This window comes from Pinisolibacter sp., assembly GCF_036782435.1.
In the GTDB taxonomy this organism is placed as follows: Bacteria; Pseudomonadota; Alphaproteobacteria; order Rhizobiales; family Ancalomicrobiaceae; genus CALBKH01.
This window is the reverse complement of sequence record NZ_DAIPZB010000019.1, coordinates 40,345-62,073: the sequence shown is the minus strand read 5'-3', so window position 1 is coordinate 62,073 and position 21,729 is coordinate 40,345. Positions and strand designations below refer to the sequence as shown.

At 65.0% G+C, this 21,729-nt stretch carries 16 protein-coding genes and 1 pseudogene; 11 read left to right on the top strand and 6 right to left on the bottom strand.

Going from position 1 to position 21,729, the window contains the following annotated elements:
* Positions 1-274 precede the first annotated feature (274 nt).
* The 3 genes and pseudogenes from V7Q42_RS10265 to V7Q42_RS10255 all read right to left on the bottom strand — a co-directional run bounded on the left by V7Q42_RS10265 (position 275) and on the right by V7Q42_RS10255 (position 4,638).
* Positions 275-2,287: an MbcA/ParS/Xre antitoxin family protein gene (locus tag V7Q42_RS10265; protein WP_333823944.1), complete on the bottom strand. Its 2,013-nt coding sequence runs from the start codon at positions 2,285-2,287 to the stop codon at positions 275-277.
* Between the two features lie 90 nt (positions 2,288-2,377).
* A pseudogene (locus V7Q42_RS10260) lies at positions 2,378-3,436 on the bottom strand (tyrosine-type recombinase/integrase).
* Positions 3,433-4,638, bottom strand: coding sequence for a hypothetical protein (locus V7Q42_RS10255; RefSeq protein ID WP_333823943.1), 1,206 nt, complete (start codon positions 4,636-4,638; stop codon positions 3,433-3,435). The pseudogene V7Q42_RS10260 and the gene V7Q42_RS10255 overlap by 4 nt, the downstream one beginning before the upstream one ends.
* A 572-nt stretch (positions 4,639-5,210) precedes the next feature.
* Here V7Q42_RS10255 and V7Q42_RS10250 point away from each other — a divergent pair.
* Positions 5,211-6,419, top strand: coding sequence for an AAA family ATPase (locus V7Q42_RS10250; protein ID WP_333823942.1), 1,209 nt, complete (start codon positions 5,211-5,213; stop codon positions 6,417-6,419).
* A complete protein-coding gene (locus V7Q42_RS10245) occupies positions 6,409-8,937 on the top strand; it encodes a S8 family peptidase (protein WP_333823941.1) in 2,529 nt (842 codons plus the stop codon). The genes V7Q42_RS10250 and V7Q42_RS10245 overlap by 11 nt, the downstream gene beginning before the upstream one ends.
* Before the next feature lie 435 nt (positions 8,938-9,372).
* On the opposite strand, the gene V7Q42_RS10240 is transcribed toward V7Q42_RS10245, so the two are convergent.
* Positions 9,373-9,963, bottom strand: coding sequence for a mobile mystery protein B (locus tag V7Q42_RS10240; protein ID WP_333823940.1), 591 nt, complete (start codon positions 9,961-9,963; stop codon positions 9,373-9,375).
* A 3-nt stretch (positions 9,964-9,966) separates the two neighbouring features.
* A complete protein-coding gene (locus V7Q42_RS10235; protein ID WP_333823939.1) occupies positions 9,967-10,431 on the bottom strand; it encodes a mobile mystery protein A in 465 nt (154 codons plus the stop codon).
* A gap of 308 nt (positions 10,432-10,739) precedes the next feature.
* Between V7Q42_RS10235 and V7Q42_RS10230 the strand changes: the two genes are divergently transcribed.
* On the top strand, positions 10,740-11,951 hold the full coding sequence (locus V7Q42_RS10230; RefSeq protein ID WP_333823938.1) for a TIR domain-containing protein: 1,212 nt from the start codon (positions 10,740-10,742) through the stop codon (positions 11,949-11,951).
* Between the two features lie 3 nt (positions 11,952-11,954).
* Here the strand turns inward: V7Q42_RS10230 and V7Q42_RS10225 are convergent, their stop codons facing one another.
* Entirely contained in the window at positions 11,955-13,055 is a 1,101-nt protein-coding gene (locus V7Q42_RS10225; RefSeq protein ID WP_333823937.1) for an RHE_PE00001 family protein, read from the bottom strand.
* Positions 13,056-13,231: 176 nt separating this feature from the next.
* Here V7Q42_RS10225 and V7Q42_RS10220 point away from each other — a divergent pair, with 176 nt between their 5' ends.
* From V7Q42_RS10220 to V7Q42_RS10185, 8 genes are all read left to right on the top strand, one after another.
* A complete protein-coding gene (locus V7Q42_RS10220) occupies positions 13,232-13,525 on the top strand; it encodes a type II toxin-antitoxin system Phd/YefM family antitoxin (RefSeq protein WP_333823936.1) in 294 nt (97 codons plus the stop codon).
* A complete protein-coding gene (locus V7Q42_RS10215; protein ID WP_333823935.1) occupies positions 13,522-13,899 on the top strand; it encodes a type II toxin-antitoxin system VapC family toxin in 378 nt (125 codons plus the stop codon). The genes V7Q42_RS10220 and V7Q42_RS10215 overlap by 4 nt, the downstream gene beginning before the upstream one ends.
* A gap of 8 nt (positions 13,900-13,907) precedes the next feature.
* The gene (locus tag V7Q42_RS10210) at positions 13,908-14,183 is read left to right on the top strand and encodes a prevent-host-death family protein (protein ID WP_333823934.1); all 276 of its coding nucleotides are present in this window, start codon (positions 13,908-13,910) and stop codon (positions 14,181-14,183) included.
* A 38-nt stretch (positions 14,184-14,221) separates the two neighbouring features.
* Positions 14,222-15,385: a tyrosine-type recombinase/integrase gene (locus tag V7Q42_RS10205; protein WP_333823933.1), complete on the top strand. Its 1,164-nt coding sequence runs from the start codon at positions 14,222-14,224 to the stop codon at positions 15,383-15,385.
* A 549-nt stretch (positions 15,386-15,934) separates the two neighbouring features.
* Complete coding sequence (locus V7Q42_RS10200) at positions 15,935-16,792, top strand: p-hydroxycinnamoyl CoA hydratase/lyase (protein WP_333823932.1); 858 nt, start codon at positions 15,935-15,937, stop codon at positions 16,790-16,792.
* 8 nt (positions 16,793-16,800) lie between these two features.
* Positions 16,801-18,264, top strand: a complete 1,464-nt coding sequence (locus V7Q42_RS10195) for an aldehyde dehydrogenase family protein (protein ID WP_333823931.1) — start codon at positions 16,801-16,803, stop codon at positions 18,262-18,264.
* A gap of 24 nt (positions 18,265-18,288) precedes the next feature.
* Positions 18,289-20,400, top strand: a complete 2,112-nt coding sequence (locus tag V7Q42_RS10190) for an acetate--CoA ligase family protein (protein ID WP_333823930.1) — start codon at positions 18,289-18,291, stop codon at positions 20,398-20,400.
* A gap of 117 nt (positions 20,401-20,517) precedes the next feature.
* The gene (locus V7Q42_RS10185) at positions 20,518-21,681 is read left to right on the top strand and encodes an acyl-CoA dehydrogenase family protein (RefSeq protein WP_333823929.1); all 1,164 of its coding nucleotides are present in this window, start codon (positions 20,518-20,520) and stop codon (positions 21,679-21,681) included.
* The last annotated feature ends 48 nt before the right edge of the window (positions 21,682-21,729 follow it).

Here is a 21,729-nt window from a genome sequence, read left to right as displayed (position 1 = left end):
CACGAGAGGATCGGTCCGTTCGATGGTAATGAGGCCGAGGCGCTTGAGACTATTCACGGCTTCGTGGATTTCGGGTGCGGTTCCCGACAGCGCGAGCGAACCCAAGAAGTAGGCAATGAGCGAGTCGTTGTAATTGAAACTAGGCAAATCCTGAAGGGTACGCAGGATTTACAATGCCTAGAGATCGCCCATAAGTCGTCTCACGACCTGGACTTCATTAGAATTTCGCTCGGTCATAGGGGCACATTATCCTAATCGGTTGGTCTTCGAGGGATCAACGTTTCGATTTCTTGCTCGGCAAATATGCCATGCATTTTCGGCAGGTTGCGTCATCGATCGTATATTCCTCGGGCGATTTCCCTCCCAACTCTGTTCGGCTGGTCGTCAGCCAAAGTATCGCAAGATTTTCCCCGTAATATTTCTCCCGAGCAGCGTTTCGTAGTGTCTGAAGGGCCTTGTCCCTGATCTTCCGTGCGTGCTCCTCGGCTTCGAGTTCGCGCACGCGCCCGCCCAGTGCGCGGCCGGCCCGATTGCGACCGTCTTCATCGGACGCCGCATCCAACGGCGTTCTACCATCGAGCTGCGGGTTCGGTGTCGTCAGCCAGTTGGTGGCTGCCAATCCAAGCTCGTCGATGGCTCTGCTTCGAAGGCTGGAGATCCGTTTGGCGCGAGCTTCCTCCTGCCTCGCCTGTTCCGCGCGTTCTCGATCCTCGACCTCCTTCTGCTTTCGATCCAATGCGTCCCTGAGCATTAGTACAAGAGGGAGCCCCATGAGGTCGGTGCTCTCGTGAGCATGAAACCGTATATTCGTTTGTACCTTCGACAGGCTGTTCTTGAATGACTTCCAATGATCGTCGACGAATTCAGCCGCTGCTTGCGGCGAGTAGGGGTGGTTCGGCAGTTTACGCAACCACCACTGCCCGAAGTCGAAAGAGATGGCCTCGCCTGAAGGAAGGTCTCGAAGTATCTCATCGACGATGAGTCTGGCCTCGTCGCGCCTTCGTAATGGGCGTTGCCGCAGTTCACGTGCTTCTTCGACTTTTGTGAGCAGCGCATGAGCGGGATTCCAAATTTCGGCTCGGGCAGAATGAACGTATCCGCTACTCGACAGTTTATTCAAATAATTGGCCACGGCATTGAGAGGGGTGTCGAATGTCTCGGCTACCTTCTTGATTTCATCGACGAGATCATCTTGCAGGGCGTCGAATTGTAGATCGAGCCAATTTTGCGATCTGAGGGTTTCCAGACCGGTGCGGGTTCTGAACGGCTCCGGCGAATCCTTCACGAGTGTCAGAAGGATTGCGGCCTGCCATTCGGCGACAGGGGCCGAAAAACAGCCGGTTCCATTGACAGGCAGGTTGATGAGCTCTCCGAGGCCGTCGAGACGGGCCGCTTTTTCCCATGCGCCGATTCCTGGAGCCTTCGACGGCAGCCGATGCCGATAGGCTTTGCCTGTTCTCGAGATGAAGTCCCTTCGTTCTGCGGCTCGCCGCTCTGCTCTCGCGAGAAGCCGATCTCTGGCGCTCTGCGCTTTCGGGTTGTGCAGCCAAGCTCTGGGAGCCTCGTGCAATATCGGTTCGATGATGTCGTCGAGTGTATGATTTCGGTAGGACGACAGATCGATCTCGATTGCTCCCACATCTAATTCGCGTATACGGGCGATCTTTCTTTCATCACATGAATGCGTGACCATGAACTCGATTATGAGGCGGCGCTTTTCCAGATGGAGGACGACGTCCGGAATGATTTCTCCTTCCCGCTTTTCGAGCTCGGCACTGTCAAACAGCCAGCGGCCGGTATCGATCACGGTCTCGGTGTCATCGTCCTGCCGTTCGATCAGGGCAGGCAGGGTGATCTCAAGGTATTGGTCTAAAACTTGTTTTGCGAATTTGTGCAGAGCAGTTTCGCCGGGCGATGTGCAGGTCTGGCCATTGCTTTGTGCCCGGTGCGCGAAGTGATGCGCTCGCATTCCCTTCTTAGCAACGACGTCCCGCTCACATCCGGGGCACTTGCATTTGCAGGCAAGTCCGGACGGCACGTCATCGACATGACGAAGGTGCCCTTCTGCGTCTTCGGCGTAGGGACCGATCCCGATTTCGTAGCATTCGAAGAGCTGACCCAGCCGTATCGGGGTGGGCGATCTAGCTTTGTCATGGCTTCTGGTATTGATCGGTTCCTCGGTCATACTGAAACGTCCGGCACAGCCCTCGATTTCTGCTCGATGATATGCAGGTTCTGGGCGAGCCGCCAGATCGGGCGGAACTGTCTCGAACTTTCGGTTGGCCATGACCGTGAAATTGTTCCCAGTTCTTCTCGTCGGCGTCGAGCCGAACGCAACGCCGGCTCGATTCCCGCCACATGTCGGATCGGCATCCTTCTACAGCCCTGCGGCCTTGGTGAGGTTGACCCGGAACCGGTCGCGCCGACGCTGATAGCGCCGCGTCATCTTCGCCGAGGCGTGGCCGAGTTGCTTCTGGACGAAGCGCTCGTCGACCTTGACCGAGGAGGCGAGGCCAGCGCGCAGCAAATAGTTGGCGAAGGCCTCGCGACGTTATCCTGCCGTCAGATCACCTCGCACCCCGGTGGCGAGCGCCATGCGCGTGACCAAGCGTGCGACCTCGCGGTCGTTGAGCCGGCCGGGGTCGATGGTCTTTCCCGATCCGGTGACACGGCGGAAGATCGGCCCGTGGACTAGCCGGGCGAACTTCAGCCAGGTCTCGAGCGTGACGACCGGGCAGGTGGCGTCCGACGAGCCGCGGCCGATCTCGACCTCACGCCATCCGGTCTTGCCGCACAGCGTCACCACCAGCCCCTTATCGAGGATCTCGACCCAGCCGCGACCGTCCTGGGTCTGATCTCGAACGAGGTCGAGGCCGACGATCTCCGAGCAACGGAGACCGCCGGCGAAACCGACAAGCAGCATCGCCTGGTCGCGCAGGCCCCGCACCGAGCCGCGGTCGAGCACCTCCAGTATGGCGATCAGATCCTCGGGCAGAATGGCTTCCTTCTGCCGCGGCGGTGCGGTCTGGGTGTTGCGGATACCGGCGAGCGAGCTCGGTGGCGATGGGACTGTCCTTGTGGGCGAGGACCGTGCCGTGTTGGGCGAAGGTCCAGGAGGGCGCCGACGGCCGCTGTTCGATGGTCGACACTCTGTCGGGGCTGCGGCCGCCTTCGCCGGAGGCACAGGCAGTGATGTGGAGGCCGACTATCTGCGGGTCGGGAACGAAGGCGTCCAGATCCTACGGAGACACCAGCCGGCGAAGTGCTTCTAGTCGGAAGCATAGGCGCGGCGGGTGTTGGCGGAACTGGTCGCCTCGGCATAGCCGCGGGCGCGATCATCGAGGCGTTCGAGGTGGGTGGGCAGGGCAGGGGAGGGGTGTTCGTCAGGGCGCGCGCTCACCGTGATGGCTGTGTGCTGGCTCTCGTCAGCGTTCATCGGTCTTGCTCCGTCACCGCGTAGAGGTGACCAACGGCCGGCTCGCCACGGTCCTGACGCACCAGGATCGGGCGGATCCAGATCAAGCGGCGTTCGGTGAGACCCGGACCATGCGGCTGGCGTCGCCAGTGGCCGCGTCGCCAATGCGCGGCGACTTCGCGTCCCGACAGGTTCGGATCGGCAGCCTCGTCGGCGCGGCTTTCAGACATGCCGACACGGAAGTCGAGTCGGCGGACGGAGAAATAGCCATCTTCGGCGAGACGGCCTGTGGCAGTCCGTCGACGCTTCAGTGTCGTGGCATTTTCCACCACATTGACGAGCGAGGCCGGCGCCTGCTTCGGCCATTCCGGCGCGCCGAGTGCGGGTTCGGTCGACAGCAGGCACAACGCGTTACAGAGCAGGGCGAGCACATTGCGGGCGGTGGGATAGGCCGCCTGATTGTAGAGCGCATCGCGCTCGTAGCCCGAGAGTGCCGGCAGGCCTACGGGAAAGCCGTCGTTGCGAGCCTCCTCCACCCCCTGCCGAAGACGCGCCAGGGCGTCGGGATCTGGGCGCAGACCGACATCATTGGCCGAGATCGCCCGATCCAGCGCGTCCTGCAACGTGTCGTCCGGTGAGTTGAGCGTCAAAGGGGCAAAGAAGTGCGGTTCGTGGCCGAGGATCCATGCGGCAGGACCGCGATGTGGTCCGTCGGTTCGTCGGCTGGTGATGTAGAAGGACAAGTTGGGCGCGGAGGTTTCTTCGGGACCGCGCGTAAAGCTCTCGACATAGGCGCCATCGATGACGTTCGGCGCGCCGGGAAGACCGACCTCCAGCCCGCCGGCGAAGCCGAGATAGAAGCAGCGGAACGGCAGGCACATGTCGGCGAGTCGGATATCGCCGAGTTCGGTTCGCCCCAGAAGCGCGACGATCTCTGCCGGGAGCAAGATCGAATTGCGGCCGCCAGCCGCGAACGCGACGATGTGCGCGGCCGTGCTAATCGCCGCGACGGCCACGTCGGTTGTCGCCGGCCGCTTCTCGAAAGGGAGCTTGTCTAGCGCCTGATTGTAGGCGGTCATGCCGGCATTCGCGACGCGCCGGAAGGCCTCGCCGCTCATCAGCCCGTTATGGCAGTGGTTGACCTCTCGGCGGATGACCGCCTTCGCCTCGGGGAACTGGCGCAGGAAGCGCATCGGATGCAAAGCGTCGGCATCGAAGGCCATTTGGGTCTTTCTCAGCAATGGCGCGCCTGACCGGGGCCGGGATCACCGGAATCTACACACTCGCGGCGGCGCCTGACGCCCAGCTGACGTCTGCCGAGCGCCATTTTCCGGGCTGCAGGCGGTGAAAACGGCACCCTTCTCTATAAAGGTACAGAACATCCGATAAGTACCTCTTACCGATTCCAGATCCGCTTTCTGAAGCGTTACTTGGCGGCGAGTTTTCCGTCGGTGAAGCTCTCTGTGCCGGCCATTGCTTCGAACTCGCTTCGGTATTCTGGATGGTGTTGGGTGAGCCATCGCACGATCGTCTCGGCCGTGCACGAACAGCCAGACGGCGCTTGCAACGAGCGAGATCGGTGGACAGATCGGTGCGATCCAGTCGGCCAACCGTGCGGCAGGCCGAGGCCGTGATGCCGGCTTCCGCTTTCGGCGCGGCGCCGGCGCGATTCCGATGTGCCTTGAGGCGATACGATTCGAGATTGAGACGATATTTGGCAAGTACACGTCTTGACAAATCGCCTTACTATCGATCATCATCGAAAAAAGTCGATATCAATAGGGAATTAGCCGATATGGAGCACTTTGCAGTCATTCAGAGCATCATTCGGGCCGGCCTAGCCGGAGACCGCGAGGCTCTGGACGCGCAGGTGCTCCGCCTTCGCGAACGCCTCGAGAAGGCGGGCAACACGAAAGAGGCTGCCACTCTGGAGCGATTGCGTGCGGCTGCGCGCGATACGCAGGATCTGGCTCCCAGCCGGGTCGAGATGTCGCGCAGCCAGATCGCCGGTGAATATCTTGAGCCGGGCATCAACCCGCCGATCGACCGGGAAACCGGCGCCCGGCTGTGCTCGATCGAGTTTCCGGGCCGGAACGGGCGGGCCCCCGTCTATCCGGCTGGTGTTTCGCAGTCGGTGGAGGGATTGCTGCAGGAATGGACTAGCGAGGCCGCGCTGCAGGCGGTCGGCGTGGCGCCGACGCGCTCGCTGCTGATTTACGGGCCACCCGGTTCGGGCAAGACGCTCACTGCACATTACATCGCTGCACGGCTGGGGCTGCCCCTGGTCACGGCACGTATCGACGGTCTGATATCGTCATTCCTGGGAACGACCGCCCGCAACATCGCGAACCTCTTCGACTTCGCCAACCGCTACGCCAGCGTTCTGCTGCTGGACGAGTTTGACGCATTGGCAAAGCTCCGGGACGACCCGCAGGAGATCGGCGAGATCAAGCGCGTGGTGAACACTCTGCTGCAGAATCTCGATCTACGGCGCGGCTTCGGCATCACGATCGCCATCACGAACCATGACCGGCTCCTCGACCCCGCCGTCTGGCGTCGTTTCGAGACGCATCTTCAGTTGGGCGAGCCGGACGAAAGCGCCCGGGAAAGTCTGATCGCCCGCTTCCTGCAGCCGATCGACGCGCCCATATCGACGTTGAGGGTGTTCTCCTATTGTCTGGCCGGACGCACCGGAGCCGATATCGAGCGCATTTGCACAGCCGCGAAGCGGACGTTGGCGCTCAGCAGCGAATCCCATGACGGTCCGGGATTATTCCGTGCATTGAGTGCGGTCCTGGCCCGCACGCCGCGGCAGGATCATGTTCCCGCCCGGGTTCTTGCCGCCGATCAGGAGGCGTTCGTGAGCCTGATCGCCAATGACCCTACCTTCTCGATCAAGCAAACCGAAATCGGTGAGGCGACCGGCTACGTTCAGTCCCGGGTGAGCGACCTGAAGAAGGCGAAGCGGCATTTGCAGCTCCTGGAGGCGTCGCATGCCCAATAATCCCGTCCAGATCATCCTGAACGACCGCGACTTCCATCAGGCGCCCGACCCCGGGCAGCCTCCGCGGAACAAGGACTTCTTCGATGGAGCCGACAAAGCGTTCGTCGCACACCGGGATTCGCTCTTGGCCACGATCGACGGGATCATCGACGAAATTCGCAAGAGCCCCTACGGTCCGGCCGCCTATCTCAAAGTCCAAATGCGCAACGAGGCGCTGGCGAAGTCCTATCGGCCCGTCTGGTGGCTGTTTAAGTCCGACCAGTTCCCATGCGTGGGAGCTGACGCGGTCGGAACGCTCTATTTCCGGGCGCCTCTGATCTATTTGAAGGCGCTGCGTCAGCGGATCGGGCAGGCCGAGGCATCAGTCGAAATCAAACACCGGCGGGTGGACAACGAGCCGTACAAGGCACCGACCATCGCACGTGCAGAGGTGGGGGCAATCGAAACGATCGAGATCGCACCGGCGGAGCAGAAGCGCTCCTTCTCGACAGCGGTGGCCCTCGCCGCTTTCGACGATCCCCGCGTGGTCTCCGGTTATCAGGTGGAGCTCTTCGAGACGCCGTCCGAAAGAGTGATCGCCGATGATCCGCTCGGACGCATCGCCTTGCGGCGATCGATTGAGCGGTTGCTTCTGTCGCTGGGGTTGGGTGCGCGCAGCTATCTCGCCTTCGAGTTGGGGCGGACCCCTGTCCTGGAAGTGCAGTTGACGACGCAGCCGGTCGAAGCCCTGATCGACAATCGGACCGGCGTGGCGGGAAGCGATTCCGGCCATGACATCAGCTTATCTTTCATGGATCGCAATCCCGAGCGGCACGAAGCCGCCCTGAATGCGCTCCAGAAGCATCCTCTGGTGCGCGCGATCCTTCCGCCTGTTCTGCTCGAACTGACGGATGATCGTTCAATGTCCGGTGCTGTCGCCGCAACAGGACCGATCACCATCCCCGCTCCTCAGAACCAGTCCACCTACCCGATCGTGGGTGTCATCGACTCCGGCGTCGCGCCGGTTCTCGACGATTGGGTCGCCGGCCGGTTCGATTATCTTTCGCCAGGTGATTATGATGCGGTGCATGGGACGAATGTCGCCGGGCTACTGACCATCGGCCAAGCCCTCAACGGCAACGCCATCGCGCCGGAAGCGAATGGCTGTCATCTCTACGATATCCCGCTCTATCCGAGCGGGCCCTTCATGGCGCGCTATCGCCGTGGCTTTTCCGATTTCCTGGAGGAGATCGAGCAGGCGGTCGCCGAAGCGAAAACTGAGCGCGGCGTCAGAATCTTCAATCTCTCCATCAATGCGGTCTCGCCCGTCGACCGGCACCGGTACAGTATCTATGCGTCCCGGCTCGATCAGATTGCGGATACCTATGGGGTGATCTTCGTCAATTCCGCTGGCAATCTGCCTCCCGCCCAGGCCCGCTCGCCATGGCAGAAGCGGCCGATCGACGTGATCAACTATTTTGCGTCGCGTACGTCGCCCGATACGATCTTCAAGCCTGCCGAGAGCGTCAGGTCGATTGCTGTCGGGGCACTCAATCCGCCGAATACAGATCAGATTGCGGATGCCCCAACCGTCTATACGACGCGAGGTCCCGGCCTCCAGGTTGGCGTGAAGCCGGACGTCGCGTGCTATGGCGGCACGGGAGGAAGTGGCCCGGGAAAGCCGACAGGACTCTCGTCGTTGTCACTCACGGGCGAAAAGCAGAACGTCGTTGGTACCAGTTTCGCTGCGCCGCTCGTCGCGCGCACACTGGCCGGCCTTGATACTGCGACTGAGGGCGGTCTGTCGGTCGAAGCACTACGGGCCATGCTCTTGCACCATACGGCAGTGCCGGCACCTCTGACGAAGCGCGGGCTCAAGGAAATCGGCCGTCAATTCGTTGGTTTTGGCAAACCGCAGGCCGTCAGCACGATGATGGAAACGGACGACCATCAGATTACATTGCTGTTCCAGAGTCGTCTCAGCATCGGCGAGAAGAAGCCGGTCATCCTCCGGTTTCCGTTCACATGGCCGCAGAGCCTTGTGACGGATGGGCGCTGCTTCGGCCGTGCCAGGATCACACTCGTCTATGCGCCCCCGCTCGATCCCGCCTTCGGTGCCGAGTTCGTGCGCGTCAATCTCGAAGCCTCGCTCAAGCAGCGTCAGGCGGAGCCGGCCTCCGATGGCAGCGTCCGCTTCACCAACCAAATTGCGGCCCGCTACCTGCCGAAGTCGACCAGCCTTGCGATACCCGAGAAGGCATTGATTGACCATGGTCTGAAATGGTGGCCGGCCAAGCAGTATGAAACAACGTTCGACGAGAATGGAACGTCACCGCAATGGCGGCTGGAAGTGACAAGCCTCGTTCGCGCTGAAGCCCAATTCCCTGCCGAAGGCGTGCCGTTTGCCGTTCTTATGACTCTGGAGGACCCAGAGGGGAGCAGACCGGTCTTCCAGGAAATGCGCCAGTGGCTTCAGGCGAGCAACGCGATGGCCCAAGACATTCGCACAGCGACGAGGCTCCGGCCGCGCGGCGGGTAAAAATTTCGGCCTATCCATCAGAACACGATATCACCCGGTGTCATTAACCCGCTCGGGCCGGGCCGCGGTATAGTCCGCAAGAAACCGCCGCGCGCGGGCCCGATCATCTTCCCGGGTCGTCGAAAGCCTCGTTGGCCATCAGCGGCGAAGGACGCCGGAAAGCCTGCCTTCGTCGTCGATCAGAACGAGACGGGCAAGCGACCTCGCGTGGAGGCAGGAGGGGCGCGAGGCGCATGCGGCAGTAGTCGGTGATCTTGCGGCGAAGGGTAGGGGAGGGCTGGGACATTGAGTTCCGGAAGCTGGGTGCGTCGAGACCCGGCTGGTCACGATCGAGGGGAGGCTCGATATCCGATTTGCCCAATGATGCGAAAGTCGAAGGTGGAAACGTTTTCTCCGTTGGGGAGGAGCTGTGGGATGGTGGGTCGCGTTTGTCGCTCAGGACCGGGCGAAGAGGAGGAGGGGCTGAATGTCATACGCGTCGGCCGCTCGGAGGGCTTCGACGTAGTGGGCGCGAGTTTCTCCGGCGTCGACCAAGTTGGCGCGCCCCCAACTGAATGGTGGCCGCCCGAGCTGGCGAGCGAGCAAATCGCCGACGAGGCGGGAGAAGCGTCCATTGCCGTTCGGGAAAGGATGGATGGCGACCAGTCGATGGCTGAAGCGCACGGCGATTTCGTCGGGCGGAAAGGTCTGGTGTTCGACCCAGTATCGAGCATCGTCGGCGGCCTGCCGCACCTCCGTCGGGATCCGGTAGGCGTCGACACCGATGTTGCGGGCCGTCGTCCGATACTGCCCGGCCCAGCGCCAGACATCGCCGAACATACGTGCATGAAGAACGTTGAGAAGATCCGGGTCGAGCAAGTCACGCTTGCGCGCCGTCGCCCAGCGTAGGGCTTGGCCGATGTTCACCTGCTCGGCTTCGTTCAGTTCGTGTCTCAGGGTGATATAGGAGGGGATGAGTTGCTCGCGCTCTTCCGGAGTGAGAGGCGTGTTGGCTTCGTCGTCGTCTTGGAACAATGGGTCGGGCATGGTTCAGTCGTCCTCCCAGAGCCCGCGCAATGAGCCCGACAAGATGAGGTCGACCACGCGGCGCCGTTCGTCGTCGAGGTCCGACTTCAAGAGCGCCTGGTTTTCGAGGCGCATGGTGTGATCGAGCCGCGCGACGTCGAGAGCGGCCTTCTGCGCCGCTCGATCACGCAAGATTTCTTCGAGCGGCTTGTTGGGAACGAAGGCGTAGACGAAGGTGCAGTCGAGCGCCGCTGCCGCCTCGCGCAGCGTCTTGATCGTGGTGGTTCCGGAAACCTCGGCTTTCTCGATCGCGGAAATGCGCGACGGAGCGACCTTCATCCGCGCGGCGAGCTGGCGAGCGGTCATGCCCAAGGCTTCACGGATGGCGCGCAGCCAACCGCGGGGTGGCAAGGCGGGTTTGGCCGCGCGCAGCGGAGTGAGACGTTTATCGAGCTGCTTGCGTGCAAGGGTCGTCTGATTTCTGTTCATACATGCATGTCCGAGTTCCGGGTACAGTCACACATATAAGTGAATATTTCAATTCCATAAAACCACATATATATGTCCATATTGGAACTGCATGACCATATATAAGTAGCCAAAAATCATTCTGCCCACCGTCGTGGATGGCCGGCGAAAGGTTACGGACCAGCGGGTTTGGCGAAGATTCGAAACCCTTGAGCGCGACCGATCGAGCTCAGCAAATCCCGCTGCCACCGAACCGTTGACGAGCCGTGGTTCGAGGTTTATCAATCAAGAATGTTCGTCTTATGTTCTTTTCGCGGAGACTCGATGGGATGGGATCTTCGATCACGTTCAACGGGCGCCCCTTCCGAGCCGGTGATTTCGAACGCGAACTCATGCGCGCAACCTGCGAAGCTGTGAAGAGCGAAATGTATCATCGCTTCGCAGCCATTCGGCATCCGGAGACGGGCGAGTTTCCGACGGTCCGGGTTCTCGGCGACGAACTCGACGATCTGCGTCTCTCCGTCGAGGGGTCGCAGGCACTTCTGGAGTGCGTGGCTGCACGAATGAGTGACGACGAACGAAAGGCGGCGACACTGATGCCGATGGAACGTGTCGGCCCTCCGAGGGCCTTTCTCAGCTATTCATTCGAAGATCGGGATCTGGCCGAGCGGGTCGCTCGGAAGCTGACGGCGAGCGGCGTCGACGCCTGGTGGGCAGAATGGGAGATCCGCGCCGGCGACAGTCTGCGCCAGAAGATCGACGAGGGTCTCGAGCGCTGCAGCCATTTCATCGTGCTGCTGACCCCGAGCGCTCTCCTGAAGCCATGGGTCCAGCAGGAGATGGATGCCGGTCTCGTCCGCCGCATCGCGGGGGAGGCCCGGTTCATCGCATTGCGCGCCGGGCTTCCGGCCCGCGATCTGCCACCCCTGTTGTCGGGTATGTTGTCGCCGGAGATCGGGGAGGATTTCGAGCGCAGCGTGCGGGACCTGGTCAACGACATTCACGAAGTTACTCGCAAGCCGGCGCTAGGTCCGGCGCCGTCGGCAGCCACCTTGCCGAAGACGGACTTTTCGCCGACCGCGACAGCGGTCGCGAAGAGCTTCGTCGAAGGAAGCCCCAATGGCGAGTTCGGCGACTTTCAGCAGGACGTCGACGATCTCGCAGCGAGCATCGGCGTTTCCGCTGAGGACATCGAGGACGCCTTGTACGAGCTGCGCGACCACGTCTCCGAGAGCTTTGGGAACGTCATGGCGAAGAGCGAACTCTATGCGGCATTCGATGGATTCTTCAAAGAATGGAAGCCTGATCAGGACGCACTGCGCCTCGCCACCGACCTGATGAACGACCCGGAGATGCCGACGGCGTCGGCGGAGATCGCGGAACGCTATGGCTGGTCACCTCGACGCTTTAATGCGGCTGCGACCTGGCTCGAAACCCGGAAGGTGGTTCGCTCCTACGAGGTGATGGGGTGTTCGCCTTGGGTCACACCGTGGGTCGAGAAGACCGACGCGACGAGGCGCTTCGTCAAGAGCCGTGCATGATCCTCACCCGACTGCCCAGGCGCGGAACCGTCCGCGTCCGGTGATCTCGCGCAGGCCCAGCTCCGCAACCATGCCGGAGGCGGCGCGCGGCGTAACGCCGAGGGTGTCGGCGATGGTCTCGGTGGTGACCAGCGGCGCGGCGATCACCAACTCGACCAGTTGCGGCAGACGTGAACTCGTGCGTCGCGGGCCGATGCGGCGCAGCAGGGCGTCGCGGGCCGTCAGGCGGCGGTCGTGATCCTCGAGCGCACGGGTGGCGCCGAGCGCCATCCCGTCGAGCACCGCCTGCAGGCGGACGAGCGGATCACGGTGACGGCGCCGTTCCGGCGCCACTGCCCTGAGGCCCGATGCCACGTCCACCAGATGCGACCGCACCTTGCCCCGGGCGCGCAGCAGGTCGGCGACGAGCAGCCGGCCGAGACCGTCTTCCTCCGGGAGCGGATCGGCGATCTCCCAGGCAACGAGGGCGCGGGCGGCGGCGAGTGTCGCCGGCCAATCGCGGATCGCCTCGATCTCGACGACCCACCGAGCGAGACGCTCGTCGCGGTCGGGGCGCGCCGGCCGAACCCATCCCGTCGGCTCATCGGGGGAGGGGAGGGTGGCACGGGCGAGCAGTCGGTCGGTGCGGGCGAGGAGGGCATCGACCTCGCCCAGGGTCGTGGCCCAAGCGTCGTCGCCCTCGCTCTCAGCCCCGTCGGCGAGGGGAGGGGGCTCCGCCCCGGCCGACTTCGGTGCGCCGCGGCCGACGAGAGCGAGCAGACCGGCGACGTCGAGAGTTGCCCCGGGAGGGAGGGTGGCCAGGCGACGGGCGCGGCGCAGGTGGGCGTGTGCCCGGGTCAGTTCGGGCGAGGGGGCGCGAGCGTCGAGGCCGGCGTCGTGGAGAACCAGATCCTCGAGCTGGACGAGCGTGCCGTCGAGGAGGAGGCTCGACGCGGCTTCGGTGAAGCGATTCCGTTCGCACCAGCCGTCGCGGATCGGGCTTCGCGCGATGCGCTCGTCGAGACGGGCGAGTGCGTCTTCGGCCGCGGCGAGCGCCGGCGCGAGACGGTGCCAGGGGAGGGCGTCGAGGCGGGTAGGGAGCGATCTCATCATGCTGGCAGACATGGTGAACGATCGGTTAACGGAAGTGAAGGTGCTATTTGCTTCCGGTACTCGGACAGGCGACGGCGGGTGGATCTCACCATCGATAAGTACCTCTTATCGATGGTGATATGTACAAGCGCATTGTGAGGTCTGCGACCGGGTGCTATCCTCCCTTTCAGCATCCCCCGGAGGCTCCGATGCCGCAGACCACCTACAAGATCGGCGAGGCGCGCAAGAACTTCGCCGAGGTGCTCGAACGCGCCAATCAGGGCGAGGAGATCGTCATCCTGCGCGGCAACGAGGTCTATGCCCGCATCGGCCCGGCGACCCCCGAGGGCAAGCGTCCCTTCGGACTCCTGCGGGCACGCCGCCTGCCCGACGATCTCTTCGACCATCCCGATCCCGAACAAGCGGCGATCGACGCCGGCGACGGCAACGACGATCTGGGCATCTGGCAGGGTGGCCCCGCTCGCGGCGGCTCGTCGACATGAAGCTGCTGCTCGATACTCATGCGCTCTACTGGTGGATCATCGGCAGCGAACGCCTGTCGTCGAAGGCCCGGTCGCTGATCGCCGACAAGGCCAACGTCGTGCTGGTCAGCGCCGTCTCGTTCTACGAGATCGACAACAAGGTCCGGCTCGGCAAGCTCGATCTGCGCCCGCAAGAGCTGCGCGCCGCGGTCGCCGAGAGCGGCCTGCAGACGCTTCCCATCACCGATCTCCACGCCGAGCTCGCCGCGTCTTTCGACTGGGATCACCGCGATCCGTGGGATCGCATCCTGGCGGCCCAAGCGCGGCTCGAGCATTGCGGCTTCCTGTCCTTGGACGGCGCGTTCGACGCCGTCTTGCTCGAACGGATCTGGTGAGGGGAGCGATGCGCCTTCTCGTCGACGTCGAAGAGGCAGCCGAACGGCTGGAAGAGTTGATCGAGCTCGCGCGTCGCGGCGACGAGGTTCTCCTCTGCCGGGGTGACCAGCCGATCGCAGTGCTCTCCGCGCCGGTGGCCGGCGATGCCCGATCGAAGATGGCGACGGGCGAGGCCGGCATCGACACGGTGTGGGACCTCGCGATCGAAGGGAGGCAGGAGGCGTCGCCCGGCGCCACGTTCGAGCACGGCGACTTCTATGACGAGAGCGGATCGCCGCGCTGATCGATGTGGGTGGGGCCCTGAACGGGGCGGAAGCAGCCATGGATCATGATCTGCCGAGACCGACGTCCGATTCCGAGGCTCAACGCGCCCTCGCCCTCGATGCGCTGGCCGCCATCCTTCCCGCCGATCGTCGCGATCGTCTCGCCACCGTCCTCTCCGACGAGGACGTCGCCACGCTGCGGCATCTGGCCAAGCGCGGCATCGGCGACAACACGTTGCGGGCGCTCGCCTCCGATCTCGCCTATCTCGAGGCCTGGTGCCGGGTGGCGGTCGGCGCGCCGCTGCCGTGGCCGTCGCCGGAGAGCCTGGTGTTGAAGTTCGTCGCTCACCACCTGTGGGATCCGGTCGAGCGTGCCGTCGATCCCGACCACGGCATGCCGGAGGAGGTAGCGAGCCGGCTGCGCGTCGACGGGGTCCTGCGGTCGGCCGGGCCGCATGCGCCGCAGACGGTGCAGCGGCGGCTCGCCAGTTGGTCGACGCTGCATCGCTGGAAGGGCTTCGACGGGCCGTTCGGTTCGCCGTCGCTGAAGACCGCGATGCGGCTGGCGGTCCGCGCCGCCGATCGCTCTCCCCGACGCAAGAGCGCGACCGCCGTCACGCGCGACGTGCTCGACGCGATGCTCGCGACCTGTTCGACCACATCGCTCGTCGATCTGCGCGATCGGGCGATCCTGCTGGTCGGCTTCGCCTCCGGCGGCCGTCGGCGCTCCGAGCTCGCCGGGCTGCGCGTCGAGTACCTGCACGACGAGGAGTTGGTGCCGGCCGATCCAACGGACCCGGCCTCCGAGCTTCTGCCGTGCATGACGATCCGGCTCGGGCGCACCAAGACCAGCTCGGCCGACGACGATCGTTTCGCGGTGATCGCCGGGCATCCCGTCGAGGCGCTGAAGGCCCGGCTCGCGGCGGCGCGGATCGAGGCCGGGCCGGTGTTTCGTGGGATCGACCGCTGGGGCAATCTCGACGGCGGGGCGCTCACGGCGCAGACGATCAACGCCATCGTCAAGAAGCGGGCCGGGCTCGCCGGGCTCGATGCGGAGAAGGTCTCGGCGCACGGGCTGCGCTCGGGGTATCTGACCGAGGCGGCGCGTCAGGGGGTGTCGCTGCCCGAGGCGATGGCGCAATCGCAGCATCGCTCGGTGCAGCAGGCTGCGCGGTATTACGACGATGTCGGCCGGCGAAGCGGTAAGGCCGTGCGTTTGTAAAGCCGAGCGCGGTCGGCTCCAACTTCGACCTATGGGCCAGTTTTGACCGTCAAATGGGCGTGTGCCCAGTACCGTTTCCCAAGGGCGGTGAGAGTGGCGCAATCCCAAGATGTGATGCGCGCCGCCTTCGAGATGAGCCGTCCCCACTGGTGCGAAGTCCGTGTCTCCGAGCGCGTGGGTTTCGACACCTGTCGATTTTCGAGTGCGAACAGTGCTGCCAAAGACGCGGCCGGGCCGGGCGGTTTCCGTGATGCTGACACGTGTTCCGGATCAGGGAAAGCGTGCCTTCGACGACCCCGGCCGAACCCCTCGCCGGTGGCGACCACCGCGAAAGCGTACTCTCTCGCCCGGGGTCACACTGGGCGATGAGAGGGGATGCGTTCATGGTTTCGGCGCCTCCTCGGGCCGGCCGGTGGCGCCGAAACAGATCTGCGCTCCGCGTGGGCCGAGCAGCGCTTCTCGATCGCCGCCCCTCGGGGTGTTGACAGCTCGAAACGATTATGACAGGTTACCTTATATCAGGACTCCTTAAACATTGAGAGCCGACCGATGAGCGACTACGATCCGAACAGCACCTCGACCGCACCGCTTCCCGGCGGCAACACCGTGAAGGTGGAACTGGAAGACGGTATCGCCTGGGTACGTCTGGCGCGTCCGGAGAAACGCAACGCCATGAGTCTCGAAATGGCGATCGAGATGAACGAGGTTCTCGACGCGCTCGAACTCGACGATCGCTGCGGTGTCGTCGTGCTCACCGGTGAGGGCGAGGCCTTCTCCGCAGGCATGGATCTGCAGGGCTTCTTCCGCACCACCGACGCCATGAGCGATCTCGACCGTCGTCGCGCTCAACGCGAGAACCGCAACTGGCAGTGGCGCAAGTTGATGTGGTACGGCAAGCCGACCATCGCCATGGTCAACGGCTGGTGCTTCGGCGGTGCCTTCACGCCGCTCATCTGCTGCGATCTCGCCTATGCCGACCAGGACGCCGTCTTCGGGCTTTCGGAGATCAACTGGGGCATCATTCCCGGCGGCGTCGTGCCCAAGGCGATGTCGACGCTGGTGAACCATCGCCTCGGTCTCTACTACATGATGACCGGCGAAAAGTTCGACGGCCGCATCGCCGCCGACCTCGGCATCGTCAACAAGGCCTTCCCCAAGGCCGATCTCGTCGAGGAGACCCGCCGGCTGGCGAAGAACCTGCTCGGCAAGAACCCGATGGTGCTGCGCGCCACCAAGATCTCCTACAAGCACATCCTCGAGATGGGCTGGGAGGAGGCGGCGGAGTATCTGACCGCCAAGGGCGACCAGACGACCAACGCCGATCCCGAGGGCGGACGGGCTCAGGGGATGAAGCAGTTCCTCGACGACAAGACCTACAAGCCCGGCCTCGGCGCCTACGACCGGTGAGGCGAGCCATGATGGAGTGGTCCGTTCCCTTCGATCAGTTCATCGGCGGGCGTTGGTCGCGCGGGCGGGCGGGCACGGTGCTCGTCGACCGCGACCCCTACACCGGGGAGACCGTCGCCGAGATCCCTCAGGCATCGCTCGACGATCTCGACGACGCCTACGCCTCCGCCGAGCGCGCCCAGGGGACCTGGGCCCGCAGTCTGCCGTCGGAACGGCACCGGCTCTTCACCTCCTTCCTCGACGTCCTGGAAAGGCGGCGGGACGAGATCGTCGACTGGCTGGTGCGCGAAGCCGGCAGCACCCGGCTCAAGGCGGAGATGGAGTGGCGGGCCGTCCGCGCCCAGGCGATCGAAGCGTCTTCGCTCGCCTATCGCATGACCGGAAAGATCCTTCCCGGCGACGTGCCCGGCAAGGAGAACCGCGTCTATCGCGAACCGCTCGGGGTGATCGGTGTGATCAGTCCGTGGAACTGGCCGTTGTCGCTCTCCAACCGCTCGGTCGCCGCCGCCGTCGCCCTCGGCAACACGGTCGTGCTGAAGCCGGCCGACGACACGCCGATCACCGGCGGTCTGCTCCTCGCCCGCCTCTACGAGGAGGCGGGGCTTCCGGCCGGCGTCCTCAACGTCGTGGTCGGCGCCGTCGAGGTGATCGGCGATGCCTTCACCCTCCACGACGTGCCGCGCTTCGTCTCCTTCACCGGCTCCACCGCGGTCGGCCGCCGCATCGCGCGGCTGGCGGCGGAGAGCCGGCGGCTGAAGGGCGTGGCCCTCGAACTCGGCGGCAATGCTCCGCTCGTCGTCCTCGACGACGCCGACCTCGACCGGGCCGTCGATGCCGCCGTCTACGGCCGCTTCCTGCACGCCGGTCAGATCTGCATGAGCACCAACCGGATCATCGTCGACCGGACGCTCCATGCCGACTTCGCCGCGGCGTTCCGCACCCGTGTCGCGGCGTTGCGGGTCGGCGATCCCTCCGATCCGGCGACGGTGATCGGCCCGCTGATCAACCGGCGTCAGCTCGACCGCCTCGTCCGCGGGATCGAGGTGGCGCACGAGGCCGGTTACGAGTGCCTGCTCGCCGGGCGGCCGGAGGGGCTCGTGCTGCCGCCCCACGTCTTCGCCGAGGTTCCCGCCGACGCCGAACTCGCCCGGGCCGAACAGTTCGGCCCCGTGGTGGGGTTGATCCGGGCCGAGAACGAGGAGCACGCGCTCAGGTTGGCCGAGGATACCGAATACGGTCTGTCGAGTGCCGTCTTCACCCGCGATCTCGAACGCGGTGTCGCCTTCGCCCGCCGGCTGCGCGTCGGTCTGACCCACGTCAACGACGCCACCGTCCATTCCGCGCCGAACTGTCCCTTCGGCGGCGAGAAGAACAGCGGGCTCGGTCGCTTCGGCGGCGAGTGGATCCTCGAGGAATTCACCACCGACCACCTGGTCACGGTGCAGTCGACGCCGCGAACCTACCCGTTCTGATCCCGTCGAGAGGAAGACGTCATCGTGACCGACGCCATCGCACCCCGGAATGCCATGAGCCGCCTGCTCCGGCCGCGGTCCGTCGCCCTCGCCGGCGTATCGGCGACCTCGTCGTCGCTCGCCGGCAAAGTGCTCGACAATCTCGAGCGCTTCGGCTTCTCCGGGGGCATCCACCTCGTCCATCCGGTCCGCGCCGAGATCCGCGGGCGGCGCTGCGTACCCGACACCCGCGCCCTGCCGCAGGGTGTCGACTGCGTCGTCCTCGCCGTGCCGGGCGACGCGGTTCTCGCCGCGATCGAGGGCTGTGCCGAGCGCGGCGTCGGCGGGGTGATCGTCTTTTCCGCCGGCTTCGCCGAGACCGGAGCGGAGGGGCGTGCCGCCCAGGAGCGGATCGCCGAGATCGCCCGCGCCTCCGGCATGGTGATCGAGGGTCCGAACTGCCTCGGCATGCTCAACTACGTCGACGGCGTACCCTTGACCTTCAGCGCCACCGATCCGCGGCCGCTCGCCGAACCGGGCGTCGCCGTCGTCTCGCAGAGTGGCGCCATGGCGGCGATGCTACGCGCCGCCCTGCACGGCCGCGACATCGGCGTCTCCTTCTCGGTCTCCACCGGCAACGAGGCGACCGACGGCATCGAGGATTTTCTCGATCATCTCCTCGCCGACCCCTTCACTCGCGCCGTCACTCTGGTGGCCGAACAGATCCGCGATCCGGCGCGCTTCCTGGGCCTCGTCGCGCGGGCGCGAACGCTCGACAAGGCGATCGTCCTCCTCCATCCCGGCAAGTCGAGCGAAGCGCGCGCCGCGGCCGCCACCCACACCGGCGCCATGGCCGGCGACCACGACGTCATGCGCACGGTGGCGGAGAGCGCCGGAGCGATCGTCGTCGACACGCTCGAGGAACTGGTCGACGTCACCGAGATGGTGGTGCGCTGCCGGGTCCTGCCGCACGGCGGCACCGCGATCTTCGGCGAGTCCGGCGCCTTCAAGGCGATGATGCTCGACTACTGCCGCGACCTCGACCTGCCGCTGCCCCAGCCGACCGGGGCGGTGGCCGAGGCGATCGCCGCCGCCGCGCCCGGTCTCGTCCTGGCGACCAACCCGCTCGACCTCACGGCGCAGCCGTTGGTCGATCCGGGCCTCTACGCCAAGACCATCGAGCCGCTGCTCGAAGACACGCGGCTCGGCAGCATCGTGCTCTGCATCATCCTGTCGTCGGCCGACATGGCGCGGATCAAGATGCCGCCGGTGATCGACGCCGTCCGCCGCTACGCCGACCGGCGCACCATGGTCTTCGCCATGCTCGGCGAGGACGCGCCGATCCCTCAGAGCTTCGTCGACGAGATCCGCGCCGCGGGCGTCCCCTATTTCCGTTCGCCGGAACGGGCGTTGCGGGCGGTCGCCCGATTGTCGCGCCACGCTGCGACGATCGCGTCGGCCGGTACGCCGCTCCCGACCACCCCGGCGGAACCGCTGGCGCCCGGTGTGGTACCGGAATACCTCGCCAAACGTCACCTCGGCGCGGCGGGGCTGCCGGTCGCCGCGGGCCGTCTCGTCGCCTCGCTCGACGAGGCGATCGCCGCCGCCGAGCAGCTCGGTTGGCCGGTCGTCCTCAAGGCGCAATCGCCGGAGCTCTCCCACAAGAGCGACGTCGGCGGCGTCGTCCTCGGTCTCGCCGATCGCGTCGGGCTGGAGGCCGGATGGCGGCTGCTGCACGACGCGGTCTCCGCTGCCGCTCCCGGCGTCGTACTGGACGGTGTGCTCGTCGAACCGATGGCCGCTCGAGGCGTCGAACTGATCCTCGGCGCCAAGACCGATCCGGAATGGGGTCCGGTGCTGATGGTCGGCATGGGCGGCGTCCTCGCCGAGGCTCTGCACGACAGCCGCATCCTGCCCGCCGACGCGTCGGACGATCGCATCCGTGACGAACTCGGCCGGCTCGCCGGTGCGGCCCTGCTCGGCGCCTTCCGCGGAGCGCCGCCGCGCGACGTCGCGGCCGTCGTCTCCGCGGTTCGCGCCGTCGGCGCCTTCGTCCGTGCCCATCCGGAAGTGGCGGAAATCGACGTCAACCCTCTGGTCGTCTACGCCGAGGGCGAAGGTGTGCTGGCGCTCGATGCGCTGATGCGGGTGCGCTAGAGCATGTTCCGATCAGGTTGAACCAACCTGATCGAGAAGAACTTGCTCGACCATGGAACGGAAGCGGATTTCGAGCCGATGCGATCGGGTCGGAATCCGCTCTGGAGGGAGCGGGTGATGGATTTCGACCTCAGCGAGGAACAGGAACTCCTGTGCGACTCGGTCGCCCGGCTGATGGAGCGCGAGGCGCCGCCGGAACGGCTGCGACGATGGGATCGCGAACGCGTCTTTCCCGAGGAGCTGCATCGTGCCTGGGCCGAGGCCGGCCTCTATCAGATGCCGTTTCCGGTCGAATACGGCGGGCTCGGTGGCGACGCCGTCGACGTCGCGTTGCTGGTCGAGGAACTGTCGCGCCACAGTGCCGATCTGTGCATGTCCTATTCGAGTTCGATCTTCTGCGGGCTCAACATCCTGCGCAAGGGAACCGAGGCCCAGAAGCACCATTGGCTGCCGCGCCTGATGGACGGTCGGGTCAAGTTCGCCATTTCGATCTCCGAACCCGACGCCGGGTCGGACGCCGGAGCGATGAAGACCCATGCGGTGCGCACCGAGGGCGGATGGATCGTCAACGGCCAGAAGCTCTGGAACACCGGCGCCGGCCTGCCGGACTGTGTGCTCTCCGTCTATCTGAAGACCGACCGCACCGTTCCCTACCGGCAGGGTCTGTCGATGCTGCTGATCGACAACGACGCGCCCGGCGTGGAACTGCGGAAGCTCGACATGCTCGGGCGCCGCTCGACCGGCACCTACGAGGTCTTCTTCGCCGACGTCTTCGTTCCCGACGACCGCCTCGTCGGTGGCGAAGGCGGTGGCTGGGACTGCCTGATGTCCGGCCTCCAACTGGAGCGGGCGGTCTCCGCGGCGAGCAGCTGCGGCGGCGCCCGCGCGGTGGTCGATCTCGCTCGCACCTATGCCCAGGAGCGTCGCCAGTTCGGCCAGCCGATCGGCTCGTTCCAGGCGATCGGCCACACCGTCGCCGAGATGCAGACTGCCGTCGACGCCGCCCGCCTCCTCACGATGAAGGCGGCCTGGCTGGTGGCGAAGGATCGCGACGCCCTGCGCGAGATCAGTGAAGCCAAACTCTTCGCCTCCGAAACCTACGCGCGCGTCGCGAACCAGGGCGTGCAGATCATGGGCGCCTTCGGCCTCAATGCCGAATACGCCATGGAACGCCACTACCGCGACGCCCGCAGCGCCACGATCGCCGCGGGAACGTCGGAGACGCTGCGAAATCTCATCGCCGGGCTCATGGGGCTCAAGCCGGCGAGCCGTCGTACCTGACCGGGACGGCCACGTGGCGGCGGCGAGAGCGCCGCGGCGTGGGTCCGT